Source organism: Nocardia albiluteola, from assembly GCF_018860155.1.
Taxonomy (GTDB): domain Bacteria; phylum Actinomycetota; class Actinomycetes; order Mycobacteriales; family Mycobacteriaceae; genus Nocardia; species Nocardia albiluteola.
The window spans coordinates 135,051-147,852 of record NZ_JAHKNI010000002.1; the positions used below are offsets into that span (position 1 = coordinate 135,051).

The window sequence follows — 12,802 nt, forward strand, 5'->3', positions numbered from 1 at the left end:
TAGCGCTGGACGGTTTCTCAGCTCTGCTGACCGTTACCGTTCCCGGTGGCTGCGCCGAGCGCATAGCCTGCGGCTCCGGCGACGATGGCGGTGGGAACAGCGGCCACTACTGCGCCGACTACGGCGCCTACCGCTGCGCCGGCGCCGGCGCCCGCGAGGGCGCCGCCCATCATTCCCAAGGGTGCGCCCACACCCAGAGTCGGAATGCCCATGGCCACACCGCCCACGGTCCCGCCGGCAATTGCACCGACCGTAGCGCCGATAATCGCTCCCGGTATGGCCCCGAACACCGCGGCCGGTATGGCTCCCGCGGCCGCGCCGATGATGAGGCCGGCGGTGCCGCCATCCCTCGTCATCCGGGTGACCCTGTCCGAATAGTCGCCGTTGACCGTCGGGTGCAGCCCGGCGCGGATCGACGCCCTGGTAGCGGCTGCGGCGTTCTCTGCCTGAGAGCCGCGACCGGGCACGCCGCCCGGTGCGAGTACGGGTGCGGGCGCCGCCGTGCCGTAGTGCACCCGACCAGGTCCCCACACGGCTGAAGTTCCGATCGCACGCTGGGTGGCGATGTGCTGCACGGTGCTGCTCCGGAGCTGCTCGAGGGGCGGGGGAGCCGCAACGCTGGGCTGCGCCGCGGCGGCGCCCGTGGCGCTCGAGTAGGTCACCGCGACGGCTAGCGGTATCGCGCCGACGATCGACAGCAGGGCGCGTCGCGACGCGCTGGTCGTGGATTCTCTATACCGACGAGTCATGCGACTACCCTCTCGCTGGATTCGACTGGGAATAGCTCTCCTGGCCCACTGGTTATCGGACACATGCAGCAGAGATGATAGCTGCAGAGTAACTCCGGCATGTGATGTACGGCGCGATTACTTCGGTGAATGCAGCTGAGCGCAGCCGGCATCGGCTCATGCCCGCCCTCTCGGCCGCCACTCGCTCGATGGGATACGCCTGCGCCTGTCAGCGCCGAGTGGTGATCACGATCGGTTTGACGTCGGTGGGGATGGCGTTCAAGGTCGAGACGGGAACGCCGAGCACGGTGGCGGCGACATCCCGGGGGATCGAGTTCAGCGCGCCGAGCAGGCCGATGTCGTCACTGTTCTCGGGGGCGCTGGAGTTGAAGACGATGAGCAGTTCGAGCGGGGCGTCGGTGCGGGCGTTTTCGAAATAGTGGAAGAACCCTTGCGGGGCGAAGACGAGATCACCGGCGTGTGCCTCGAACACGTCGGTGTGATAGCTGCCGTCCGGATGAGTGCCCAGCAGAGTCCATTTCGCGGTACCGGAAATGTGGTAGTTGAGTTCCCATGCGGTGGGATGCCAGTGGGGTTCGCGGATTCCGCCGGGCTGTAGCCGGACGAAGTAGGCCGCGCCGTTTTGTCCGGCGAGCACCGGGAAGTTCTGTTCGTGCGCGCCTTGCAGGGTGCCGCCGCTGTAGCGGTCCGGATCGGCGGCGGTGAGGTGAAACAGATGCGGTGAGTTGTTGAGATTGGCGTCGACATCGCTCGCGCTCGGCAGTGCGCTCGGGGTGGTCTCGGCGCATGCTGCGGCCGCGGTCAAACCTGCTCCGAGCGCCGCCCCGCCCAGCGCCGCCGCACCCGTCCCGAGGGCGGTCCGCCGATTCACCGCCGGCGGTTCCTGAGGTTGCTCATCGGACATGTCGCTCCGTTCTGCCGCAGAAGGGCTTTCGTCGGTGCATCCGAGCCGGAGTGGATCGGGCAAAGCCTATCGTCGGCATCACGGGTCCGGATCGAGCGACTCGCATGCCCGCCATGGGGGCGGCGATTCGAGAACGCGGGCAGTTGCACTAGCCGACCTCGAACAGGCGTGATGTATCTCGAGGTTGGTAGCGAGGGCCCTCGTAACGTCGCTCTGCTGTCAGATGGCCTGCCATGCCTCGATAAGGGCGAGCGGCATGGAAACCTCTGGCCGACCATTTCCCGCATCGCCCTGCCGGAACTCTAACTCCCAGGAGCTTTTCCGGCAGGTCAGCCAACGATGCAACCGCAACGCCGACCACCTGCGTATAAGCTCCGGCCCGGCAACAAGTTCAAGGAAGAGTTTCCTTGAACTTCCAGGACCTCGGACTGGTACGCGCCATGCTTGCGCTCCATGATATGGGTAGAAGGAGGGTTTGTTAACGGCTGGCTCAGGCCGTGTCTTCGCGTAGTATGTGGCGAACATTCATCAGCGCGAAACCTAACAAATTGGTCCCCAACCATTGTTTGGGGTTCTCGGATCGAGGGTCGTCTGCGGCTAGCCCGATCCCCCAAATTCTGTCCAGTGGGCTGGCTTCGACAAGTACTCGATCACCGGTACCGAGGAGAAAGCTCTTCAAATCAGGGTTTTGCCCGAACTTCGCGGCATTGCCGTCGACCACAATTTCGGACCGACGCTCTTCCCATATCGACGCATCGAAGTTGCCGACTCGGCGTCCAAGGGCCTTTGCGTGGCCGGGGTGTTCACTTGCAAGGATCTCTGTAGCCAGCTCGAAGTCGCCAAATAGGCGCGTCTTCTGCCACATCATATAATGCTCAGCCGTCGGGAAAATCAGATCATCGACCGTAAACCGGCTGGGCCACCACTGGCTCAAGCAACTTTGGTCGATCCGGCCATCTCGGCTCGGCTGGTGTCCCCAGAAATGCAGGTACTTGAAGCGCTCGCCTTGCTCGATCGCCGTGATCAGATCCGATGTCGTATGTATCAATTGACTTTCCGTCCTAGGGCTGTTCAATCGGGTCGGCCCATGTCGCTTCTACCATCGTTTTTGGAGATCTTGTTTACGCGCTCTCCGATAGATTCCGGATCGAACGCCGAGGAATTAAAGGCGATAATGTATTCAGTGCTATCGAGTATCTCGATCTCAGCCATGATATCGTGATCGGAATTGGTCGCAATGATTTCGCCTTCATAAACCTGATCCGGGTCTCCGGCGAACTCGAGCATCTCCGGCCAATCGAATACCGCTTCTCCAGCGCCCATCGACTCTTGCTCCACATAGGTATTGATATCGTAATCATTTCGGATACCTCAGGGTGGTTGGAGGGCCATGCGGTGGTGTTCAACCTGGTGGGTTTTGCGCCAATCGTGTTTCATGTGGATTCTCTCCGTCACCGAAACTTCCCTTCTGAGTTGGATTCAATCGTTGAAGTACGGGAGTTGAATTCCGGCGGAACTCATCATGTCCTCGTATGCTCGGAGCATATCAGTTGCCTTCTCGAGAACTTCTCGAACCGAGTAGAGCGCATCTTCCGCTCGCCCGTCATTTAAGTCGCCCTCAGCTTCTTTCAGGGAGTCCACGAAGTTGAACAGGCTATCGCCCTGGACTGTAAACCCTGGGAACTGTCTGCCCTGCAATAAAACTAGAGAATGGTTCCCTCGAGTTTCTACAATCTTGGCTTCGTATGTCATATCCTCACTCCTCAGTTTGGATAGAATGTGATGTGTGGCTCGGTTTCATTCAGTTTTCCCCGGAAAATATCGATTCGTCTGCCGTAACCCAACTCTTGTGAACCCATGGGCAATGAACTCTGTATTCTACTCCGCATTCTAGAGTTGATCCCAGCGATCACGTAGTCCCAGTCTGACTCTGCGTGTGCCGTGCCCTTTGCTCGACTGCCCACAACGTGAATTACTACACCTCGCGAATTTGCGGCATTCTGGATTCGGCGAGCGTCAGAAGGCGAAATATTTTCCAGGCTTGCGCCAGCAGAGGCGGTCGGTTCTTTACAAGGGGTCAGTCCAAGCGGGTCGCTCCATATCGTAGAGTTGTGAGGGTAGGTGAACGGGTTCGATGACGGTGCTAGCCCGAGCGGGTCGGTTGTTGTAAAACGCCCGGTATCGGGGTCATAGTAACGGTGGTGGTTATAGTGAATTTCGGTCTCAGGGTCATAGATCTGACCTGGGAAGCGAAGAGTTGTGCTCGCGTATCCGCGCCAGCTTGTCTTTCCCCATAGATTACTGACGGCTGCGGCGACGGTCTGCCCAGTAGAGGAAGTGATGAGTTCGGTCGGTGTACCAGCCAGGTCCGTCACGATGGCGTAGAAACTGCGATCGATCGAAGATTGATCCATCGCTTGAGTGACGGGCGTATTCGTGCCCGGCTGATAAATCCACCGGGTGGTTGCTTGCCCGCTGCGTTGTTCTATGAGAACCCGACACCGTAGGAGGCCAGGGTGCCGATCGGGTCGATGGCCATCTGGGCGATGTCTATGCCCACCCCGAGGACCGACAGCCCACCCTCGATCCAGGAGCCCGAGGAGATCGACTGCTGCAGCCCGACAACGTCTTCGGCGATACCCACGCCCGAATACCACCGCGTGGAATCCTGTCGCGACGCGATCAACGGATTCGAATCACCACTCACCGGATGCCCCCACACATCGGCCGTAACACACCGATCATCCAGTGGCGCAATAGATCCATTACCGCCCAGGCCGAGGTTGCGCCGCCGAAAGTGGAATTCATCCTGATGCCGAGTCCGCTACCTCAATCGAGGCCGCGGCTTCGGGGCAATAGTGCACCTGCCGGACGCCGACTGTCCGAACCTCACGAGATTGCCTTGGAGACGCTGACCGCGTTCAGTCGGGCGGCGTTGCTGGTGTCTTGGGTTTCGAGGCCGTCGGCGGCCTTGTTGAGGGTGGTGACGTCGTTGTCCAGGGAGTCCTGGGCCGACTTGATGGCGTTGATTCCGTCTTCCTCGACGGTGTCCACGAACAGCGGGGGCAGGAATGCGCAGATCTTGCCGAAGGCATTCGACGGCGCCGTAGTGGATTTCGCGGCGTTCAATGCTTGGGTGAGGGAATCACCTACGGTGAGAACGTTTTTGGCGTGCGCGCGGATCTTGTCCGGCTCGGCGTCGATGTTTCCGCTCATGCCGGACCACTCCTACCTGCGGCGGAGTGGGATGCCGGCTTTTCGTGCGATGGCTTTCGATGGCTCACGACGTCCCGCCCCTCCCGTGCATGTGCTCGTACCCCGAATATAGCCAATCCCCGCACTTTTGGTCGTTCGCCGATGGGCCGGTGGTCGGGTCACGGGCCGAGTCGAGCGAGCAGCCGCCCGTGCCGCACCGCGATCAGCCCACCCCGGGCACCCGGATCAGTCCGGCCAGCATCAGCAGCAGGCACTGCTCGGCCTCGGCACGGGTGGTTTCGGGATCCTCGGCGTTGGCGACGAGCATGCCCGCCTCCGTCACCGCCGACAGGATCAGATGCGACAGCACCCGCACCGGGGCCGCCACCGCCACGCCGGCGGCGACGCCCCGTTCGAGCAGGTCGGTGATCAGGCCCAGACCGTGGCGGCTTTCCATCTCGCGCCAGCCCTCCCAGCCCAGCACGGTCGGGCCGTCGGACATGGCGATGCGCACGCTCTCGGCGCGGCTGCTGAGGTTCAGGAAGACGCGCAGGCCGGCGGCCATCGCGGCCATGAGGTCGTTCGGATCGGGCAGTTCCTCGATGGCGCGGGTGATCTCGGCGGTGTTGTCCGCCTCCAGTTGTTCGAGCACGACCAGGAACAGCCCCCGCTTGTCGCCGTAGTGGTGGTGCAGCGCGCCCCGCGTGACCCCGGCCTCGGTGACGATCTCCTCGGCCGAGACGCCCGCGTACCCGCGTTCGGCAAACAGCCGGCGACCGGCCTGTTCGAGTGCGGTCCGGGTGGTGCGGGAGCGATCCTCCTGACTACGGCGTGGCATGCAGCCGAGTGAACTCCACGATCAACTCGGTGAGCAACTCGGGACGGTCCTCAGAGATGAAGGTGTACGAATCGTCGATCATCCGCAGCGTCGCATTGGGCAGGTCCTGTGCCAGGCGCCGCGCGAAGGACGGCTTGAAGGCCTTGTCCTCGCTCGCCCAGGCCAGCAGCACCGGCAGATCCAGCTCCGGGAAGCGTTCCGCCGCGGCCAGGGTGTAGCGCTTGTGCACCCCGCGCAGGAACCGGCGCAGGTCGGCGCGCACCTCGGCGGACTTGCGGCTGGGCAGCAGATACGAGTCGGTGATCTCGGCGGGCGGCAGCCGCTTGGTCACCAGGCCGAAAGCGATCGGCAGCCGCAGGGCGGGCTTGAAGCGCATCGACGCCAGCATCGCACGCAGTAGCCCCGGGATCGCCACCAGGCGGGGCAGCGGGGTGAACGGCTGCGGGAAGAACTTGTCGTAGGCGTCGCAGTCGGTCAGCACGACGCGGGCGATCCGGGACCGGTTGCGGGTCAACAGGATCTGGGTGATCGCGCCGCCGGTGTCGTTGGCCACCAGGGTGACATCGCGCAGGTCCAGGCGCTCGAGGAAGGCGGCGATCAGGTCCGCCGCGCCGGTGGGCGAAAGGTCCGCGCCGGGCACGGGAATCGTGTGCGCGCCGAAGGGCCAGTCCGGTGCGAGGCAGCGGTGCCCGGCCGCCGCGACGCCCGGCACGACCTTGCGCCATAGATCGGCGTTGACCAGGAGCCCGTGCACGAAGACGACCGGGTCGCCGGAACCGGTGTCGTGATAGGCGATCCGCCCGCCGGGCAGATCTACGTGATCGATAGGGCCGAGTGCGCTGCTGGTTGCCATATGAGCCTCCGGTAGTCGGGTCGATACCGTCAGATTCACATACATACAGTATGTATGTCAATGGATGGGAGGAGCGCGCCCACGATGGCGTGTTCGAGTCGCCGTGGCGCGCCTCCGCCACCCCTGTCCCGAGCTTGGCGTGCTGGGGATGTCACCGGGTGCGTTCGGCCCGGTCGAGCGGGCAGGGCTCGGCCGAGAACCCGCCGTAACGACGCGAGACGGCCGGTCGGCGCGGCGGAATCAACTGGCGGGCCGCCGGATTCGACCGAACCCGCGCGTTGCCGGTGCTAGTTCGCAAGACCCCTGGACGACGGCGTCACCGGATTGCCGAGCTTTTGTCAATACTCCAAGCCAATACCGGTGCGGTCCCGTTACCCGGCTCCGGTAGCGTGATCAGGCATCTATCCGCCGATTCGGTTTGGAGCTTTCCCCGAAAATGACTGAGCAGACCCCGAGTGGTGCCGGTGTGGACGGCCTGGGTGGCGCCTCGTACGCCGCCGCAGGCGTGGATATCGAGGCGGGTGACCGCGCGGTCGAGCTGTTCGCCCCCCTGGCCCGCAAGGCCAGTCGGCCCGAGGTGCAGGGCGGGCTCGGCGGTTTCGCCGGGCTGTTCGCACTCAAGGGTGGTTATCGCGAGCCGCTGCTGGCCTCCTCCACCGACGGCGTCGGCACCAAACTCGCGGTAGCGCAGGCGATGGACAAGCACGACACCGTCGGCCTCGACCTCGTCGCGATGGTCGTGGACGACCTGGTCGTGTGCGGCGCCGAACCACTGTTCCTGCAGGACTACATCGCCGTGGGAAAGGTGGTGCCCGAGCGGGTCGCCCAGATCGTGTCCGGCATCGCGGAGGGCTGCATTCAGGCCGGCTGTGCGTTGCTGGGCGGCGAGACCGCCGAACACCCCGGGCTGATGGGGGACGACCACTACGACATCTCGGCCACCGGGGTCGGCGTCGTGGAGGCCGAGGCCGTGCTGGGCCCCGAGCGGGTGCGTCCCGGTGACGTGGTGATCGCCATGGGCTCCTCGGGCCTGCACTCCAACGGCTACAGCCTCGCGCGCAAGGTGCTGCTGGATATCGACCGGATGTCGCTGAGCGGGCACGTCGAGGAGTTCGGCCGCACGCTGGGCGAGGAGCTGCTCGAGCCCACCAAGATTTACGCCAAGGACTGCCTGGCCCTGATCGCCGAGACCGATGTGCGCACGTTCGCGCATGTCACCGGCGGCGGGCTGGCCGGCAACCTGGCCCGGGTCGTGCCCGCCGGACTGGTCGCCGAACTCGACCGCGGCACCTGGAATCCCGCGCCGATCTTCAAGCTGATCGCCCAGCGCGGCCGCGTGGAGCGCGTCGAGATGGAGAAGACGTTCAACATGGGCGTCGGCATGGTCGCCGTCGTCGCCCCGGAGGACGCCGAGCGCGCGCTGGCCGTGCTCACCGCCCGCCACATCGCCTGCTGGACGCTCGGCACGGTCAAGAAGGCCAAGGACGCCGACGCCGACCGCGTGGTTCTCCTGGGCGAACACCCGCGCTTCTGAGCGACGCGCCGCATTGACGAAACGGCGCCCGCACCCTGGAAACGGGTGCGGGCGCCGTTCGGCGTATCAGGGTGCTGTGCGTGAATCAGGTATCGAACCTACGGACAGCACAAACACATCGAGGTCCCGTCCGAGGAGAGGCGGGACGTCGATGCGGCAAGCCTTCAGCTGGTGATGCGAACCATCGACCGGTCCTGACTTTCTTCACCGACGTGGGTAGGGGGGGGCCGCGCCGGCCGCCCCCGGCACACGGCCAGCGGGTCAGTGGGGCCCGGGGTCGTAGTCGTCGTCCTTGTCGTCCCAGCGCGACAGCGAATCGTCGCCGTCGTGCTCGTCGGACAGCACGTCACCGCGCTGCGAGTTGTGGGACGGTCCCGACAGACTGTGGGACGGCCCTGACAGCTCGCGCTGAAGGCTCGTGAAGTCGGTTGACGGCGAACTGTACTTCAGCTCGCGTGCAACCTTGGTCTGCTTTGCCTTAGCCCGGCCACGGCCCATGGCTGACCCCCTCACGTCACTGCGGAGCGGCCTGGGGTGGTTTGGCGGCCCCGTTCGAATTAATACTCTTCCTGACAGACACTTTAGCGTGTGTCAGGCGGTCGCGCTTCCAGGAGTGGGCGAAGACTGGCGAAGTAGTGACGTTTGCCGGGTTGTCGCCTTCCGACCGGCGGTTATCCGAGTAAACCGGGGATAGCGCGGATGACGCCGACCCGGGCTCCGCCACCCAGTACCGCGGGGGTACCGAGATCCGCGTGCGCGTCGGTCCACTCGACGCCCATGCGCCGCAGAATTGCCTGCGTCAGGGGCATGCGGGCGCGGTCGTGACCGTCATCGATCTTGTACGCGAAGGCGCGTCCGTCGGGCAGCGCGCCCGCGTGCACGCCGTCCGCGCCGATCTTGCAGACCAGTCCGGGGGTCGCCCGCATGGTCAGCAGGTCGGGACCGTCCGTGCCGGAAATCACTCGCGGATGGGCGCGAATGGCGTCGGCCACGCGCCGCTCCGGGGTGCCCGGGTCGCCGGTCGCCATCGCCGCGTACGCGCGGGCCAGATTCACCAGCGAGACGGGCACGATCGGCAGGCCGCAGCCGTCGATGCCCAGGTCTGTCTCGGGCTCCCCGGTGATGTCGGCGATCGTCGCGGACACCGCGCGCTGCAGCGGGTGCGCCGCATCCAGGTAGCCGACGGTGGGCCAGTCGTTGATCGCGCAGGTGGCGAGCATGGCGGCGTGTTTGCCCGAGCAGTTCATGTAGATGCGGCGGGCGGCCTCGGCGCGGGTCTTCCCGGCCAGCACGTCGGCCCGGGCCCGCTCGTCCGAGGGCAGGTCGGGCGGGCATCCGAGCTGCGTCTCGTCGAATCCCGTGCGGTCCAGCAGCCGCTGGACCAGCGCGATGTGGTCCGGTTCGCCGAAGTGCGAGGCGGTCGCGATGGCCAGCTCGGTGTCGTCGATCGGTTCGAAACCGTTGCGTAGCAGGGTGATCGCCTGCATCGGCTTGTTGGTCGAGCGCGGGAAGATCGGCAGATGCACCTCGCCGAGGGTGACCTCCGGATCGCCGTTGCTATCCAGGATCACCACCGATCCGCGATGCACGCACTCGCGAAATCCCGAGCGCACCACCTCGACCAGATCCACACTCATGCTGCGCCCCTTTCCATTCGGTCTGTGTGCACAATTACCGGATCGGCCGTCGTGTACCCCGTGTCGCGCCCGTCACGCCGGGCCTCTCGACCCTGTGGGTAGCCCACGCCGTCCGTCGACGGCCGCAGACCGCGCATCGGAGCCATCACGACCGGACACCCTTCGTCCGCCGCGCATGGCGATCGACCTGCATGCGGACGTCGTCGGAGACGGTCGGCTCGTGAGCCAGCAGCAGCGCCAGCCGGTCCGGGGCCGCCCCGGTGAACAGCTCGCGCACCGTCACGCCGTGCGCGGGCACGTGGTCGACGTGCACCTCGTCGCCGGCGCCGATCGTTCCCTCGGACAGTACTCGCAGGTAGGCGCCGGTATCGGACTGCTGGGTGAATCGCTTGACCCAGTGCGGTTCGCCGCTGTGGTGCTGAAATGTCGCGCACGGCACCCGGGGTGCGGACACCTCGAGCACGGTGTTGCCGATCCGCCAGCGCTCGCCGATGACCGCGTCGCTCACGGGCAGTCCCGCGATGCGCAGATTCTCCCCGAACCAGCCCGCATCGAGGGTGCGCCCCAGTTCGTCGCCCCAGCGCGCCGCATCCTCCTGCGCATACGCGTAGACCGCCTGATGGACGCCGCCGTGATTGACGGTGTCGCAGACGTGGTCGCCGTCGAATCCGAGCGCGCCCACCGCGATCCGGCCCGCCACCGGCCGCTTGTCGATGGCCGTGCGGCCGGCTCGGCCGATCTTCGGCGGCAGGTCGATCTCCGCGTGCACGATGCAGACCGCGAGCACCCGTCCGGTCCGGACAGATGTTTTCATCGGCCGCGCAGCCGGTCCACGGCCAGGCGGCCGGCTTGCGGTGCGTCGTCGGCGGGGAAGGTGTCCGGGTCGATGGCCGCGGCCATCGGACCCGCCTCGAGCTGCGTATCGACCGGGATGCTGCGTTTGACCAGCGCGAGTGCGATCGGCCCCAGCTCGTAGTGGTCGACGACGGTGCCGAGGCGTCCGACGGCGCGGCCGCCCGCGGTCACCGGATCGCCGACGGCGGGGCGGGCGTCGGCGGAACCGTCCAGGTGCAGCAGGACCAGGTGTCGCGGGGGCTTGCCGAGGTTGTGCACGCGGGCAATGGTTTCCTGGCCGCGGTAGCACCCCTTGTCCAGGTGGACCGCGCCGTGTTCGGTGATGCCGCCGATCCACCGGGCCTCATGCGGAATGGTGCGATCGTCGGTGTCCATGCCGATGCGCGGCCGCAGCGCCGCCACCCGCAGCGCCTCGAATGCCCAGAGCCCGGCCGGACTCGCTCCCGCCGAGGTCAATCGCGACCAATAGGCGGACAGCTCGGTGCGGGGCACGAGCAGGTCGAAACTGTCGGCCGTGGGCCAGGGCATCCGGCGCAGGAATCCGCCGCCGGGCAGCGCCACCGCGGCGTATGTCTCGCGCGGCAGCTCCTCGATGCCCAGTGCCGCGGTCAGCTCGGCGACACGCGGGCCGAGCAGCGTCAGCAGCGCGTGATCCGGCGCGGCCTCGGGCTTGGCGTCGGCCCAGAAGACCATCTTCGCCAGATAGTCCAGCAGCGCCTGCCCGCGCTCGCCCTCGGTGTCGATCCACAGCGTGCCGTCCAGATCGGTGAGCACGAAATGGTGCTGGACGCGACCGTTGAGGTCCAGGTCGAGATTCTCCGCGGATTCGCCGTCGCGTAGCTCGGCGATGTGCTGGCTGGAGATGGTATGCAGCCAGGTCAGCCGCTCGGCGCCGGTGATGGACAGCACGAACCGATGAGAGCGATCGATCACCGTCGCGCCCTGCATCGCGGCGCGCTGCTCGCCGAACGGATCGCCGTAATGCCAGGCCACGGCGGCATCGGGGGTCCCCGGCGGGCCCGCGACGGCACCCGGGAAGGTCAACAGCGGACTGAGCGGGAGATCCACGGACACGTTATCCAGGATAGGCGAACGAAATCTCCGCCTCCGGCCGCGCGGCCATCGGGGATTTGACGAGCATATTTGCTGGATTGTTCCGATTGACTATCCACGGGTCGGGAATGAGGGGCCGGTACCGGACGGCAGGTTCGGTCTCCCCCCGGAGAACGGTCTGGTCGCTTAGGCTTCTGCGCATGGTGGATCGAGTTCTGGTGACACTCGACGGCACGGTCCGGGACCCGGACGCGCCGTTGCTCTCTGCGGACGACATCGGCGCCTTACGCGGCGACGGCGTCTTCGAAACGATTCTGGTGCGCGAGGGCAAGGCCTGCGCGCTCGAATTGCATCTCGCACGGCTGCGGCGCTCGGCGCAGGCGCTGGATCTACCCGAACCCAATCTGGCGCGGTGGCGCAGCGCGATCGAGATCGCGGCCAAGGAGTGGGGCACCGAGCGCGAGGGTCAGCTGCGCACGGTGCTGACCCGCGGCCGCGAGGGCGCCACCACCTCCCGCGTCACCTCGGGTCCGCTGTCCGATGCCCCCGAATCCACCGCGTACGTGCTCGTCTCGGCCGTGGCCGAGCGGGTGAACAAGGCTCGCGCCGAGGGCATTTCGGTGATCACCCTGCCGCGCGGGATCTCCGTAGAGCTGGCCCAGAACGCGCCCTGGCTGCTGCTGGGCGCCAAGACGCTGTCCTACGCGACGAACATGTCGGCGCTGCGTTTCGCCGCGCGGCAGAACGCCGACGACGTGATCTTCACCAGCACCGAGCATCGAGTACTGGAGGGGCCGCGCTCGACGGTGGTCATTCAGCGCGACAAGCAACTGCTCACCCCGCCCGCGCGCAACGGCGTGCTGCCGGGCATCACCCAGCGCGCCCTGTTCGCCGAGGCCGAGCGCGCCGGCTGGGAGTGTCAGTACAAGTCGTTCTTCACCGCGGATCTCATCACCGCGGACAGCGTCTGGCTGCTGTCGAGCATCACGCTCGCGGCGCGGGTGTCCTCCCTGGACGGGCTGCGGTGCTCGGCGCCGGACTGCGCGCCGGAGATCGTCGAGCTGGTCAACCGGGGTATCGCGCGGCCGTGGAGTCAGTCGGACTGGTGAGGTAGCTAGCGTCCGGCAATTTGCGCCGGAGTGTCGTGACGTAGGACTCGTTGTCCACGAGGGTATCCGGCGTAG

At 66.0% G+C, this 12,802-nt stretch carries 16 protein-coding genes; 2 read left to right on the forward strand and 14 right to left on the reverse strand.

All coding sequences use genetic code 11. The features are described from left to right. Positions 1–17: 17 nt before the first annotated feature. From KO481_RS06610 to KO481_RS06655, 10 genes are all read right to left on the reverse strand, one after another. Complete coding sequence (locus KO481_RS06610; protein ID WP_215916113.1) at positions 18–749, reverse strand: hypothetical protein; 732 nt, start codon at positions 747–749, stop codon at positions 18–20. A gap of 208 nt (positions 750–957) precedes the next feature. Next, on the reverse strand, positions 958–1,653 hold the full coding sequence (locus tag KO481_RS06615; RefSeq protein WP_215916114.1) for a cupin domain-containing protein: 696 nt from the start codon (positions 1,651–1,653) through the stop codon (positions 958–960). Positions 1,654–2,143: 490 nt separating this feature from the next. Further along, positions 2,144–2,701 carry a riboflavin biosynthesis intermediates N-glycosidase gene (ybiA, locus tag KO481_RS06620; protein WP_215916115.1) on the reverse strand — a complete coding sequence of 186 codons (558 nt, stop codon included), beginning with the start codon at positions 2,699–2,701 and terminating at the stop codon, positions 2,144–2,146. A gap of 23 nt (positions 2,702–2,724) precedes the next feature. Beyond that, positions 2,725–2,991, reverse strand: a complete 267-nt coding sequence (locus tag KO481_RS06625) for a hypothetical protein (protein WP_215916116.1) — start codon at positions 2,989–2,991, stop codon at positions 2,725–2,727. Between the two features lie 141 nt (positions 2,992–3,132). After that, positions 3,133–3,405 carry a DUF6959 family protein gene (locus tag KO481_RS06630; protein WP_215916117.1) on the reverse strand — a complete coding sequence of 91 codons (273 nt, stop codon included), beginning with the start codon at positions 3,403–3,405 and terminating at the stop codon, positions 3,133–3,135. A gap of 11 nt (positions 3,406–3,416) precedes the next feature. Then, positions 3,417–4,067 (reverse strand): RHS repeat-associated core domain-containing protein, encoded by a 651-nt coding sequence (locus KO481_RS06635; protein ID WP_215916118.1) that lies wholly within the window; start codon positions 4,065–4,067, stop codon positions 3,417–3,419. A gap of 71 nt (positions 4,068–4,138) precedes the next feature. Next, positions 4,139–4,360 (reverse strand): hypothetical protein, encoded by a 222-nt coding sequence (locus KO481_RS06640; protein WP_215916119.1) that lies wholly within the window; start codon positions 4,358–4,360, stop codon positions 4,139–4,141. A 182-nt stretch (positions 4,361–4,542) separates the two neighbouring features. Continuing rightward, complete coding sequence (locus KO481_RS06645; protein ID WP_215916120.1) at positions 4,543–4,869, reverse strand: type VII secretion target; 327 nt, start codon at positions 4,867–4,869, stop codon at positions 4,543–4,545. Between the two features lie 202 nt (positions 4,870–5,071). Then, on the reverse strand, positions 5,072–5,686 hold the full coding sequence (locus KO481_RS06650) for a TetR/AcrR family transcriptional regulator (RefSeq protein ID WP_215916121.1): 615 nt from the start codon (positions 5,684–5,686) through the stop codon (positions 5,072–5,074). Next, positions 5,673–6,539 carry an alpha/beta fold hydrolase gene (locus KO481_RS06655; protein ID WP_215916122.1) on the reverse strand — a complete coding sequence of 289 codons (867 nt, stop codon included), beginning with the start codon at positions 6,537–6,539 and terminating at the stop codon, positions 5,673–5,675. The genes KO481_RS06650 and KO481_RS06655 overlap by 14 nt, the downstream gene beginning before the upstream one ends. Before the next feature lie 436 nt (positions 6,540–6,975). Between KO481_RS06655 and purM the strand changes: the two genes are divergently transcribed. After that, positions 6,976–8,073: a phosphoribosylformylglycinamidine cyclo-ligase gene (gene purM / locus KO481_RS06660; protein WP_215916123.1), complete on the forward strand. Its 1,098-nt coding sequence runs from the start codon at positions 6,976–6,978 to the stop codon at positions 8,071–8,073. A gap of 261 nt (positions 8,074–8,334) precedes the next feature. Here purM and KO481_RS06665 read toward each other — a convergent pair whose 3' ends face one another. From KO481_RS06665 to ygfZ, 4 genes are all read right to left on the reverse strand, one after another. Further along, positions 8,335–8,571, reverse strand: a complete 237-nt coding sequence (locus KO481_RS06665; protein ID WP_215916642.1) for a DUF3073 domain-containing protein — start codon at positions 8,569–8,571, stop codon at positions 8,335–8,337. A 173-nt stretch (positions 8,572–8,744) separates the two neighbouring features. Continuing rightward, on the reverse strand, positions 8,745–9,710 hold the full coding sequence (locus KO481_RS06670; protein ID WP_215916124.1) for an asparaginase: 966 nt from the start codon (positions 9,708–9,710) through the stop codon (positions 8,745–8,747). 145 nt (positions 9,711–9,855) lie between these two features. Further along, positions 9,856–10,524 (reverse strand): MOSC domain-containing protein, encoded by a 669-nt coding sequence (locus KO481_RS06675; protein WP_215916125.1) that lies wholly within the window; start codon positions 10,522–10,524, stop codon positions 9,856–9,858. Further along, positions 10,521–11,651 carry a CAF17-like 4Fe-4S cluster assembly/insertion protein YgfZ gene (gene ygfZ, locus KO481_RS06680; protein ID WP_215916643.1) on the reverse strand — a complete coding sequence of 377 codons (1,131 nt, stop codon included), beginning with the start codon at positions 11,649–11,651 and terminating at the stop codon, positions 10,521–10,523. The genes KO481_RS06675 and ygfZ overlap by 4 nt, the downstream gene beginning before the upstream one ends. 167 nt (positions 11,652–11,818) lie before the next feature. On the opposite strand from ygfZ, the gene KO481_RS06685 reads away from it, so the two are divergent. Beyond that, positions 11,819–12,727, forward strand: coding sequence for an aminodeoxychorismate lyase (locus KO481_RS06685; RefSeq protein WP_215916126.1), 909 nt, complete (start codon positions 11,819–11,821; stop codon positions 12,725–12,727). The last annotated feature ends 75 nt before the right edge of the window (positions 12,728–12,802 follow it).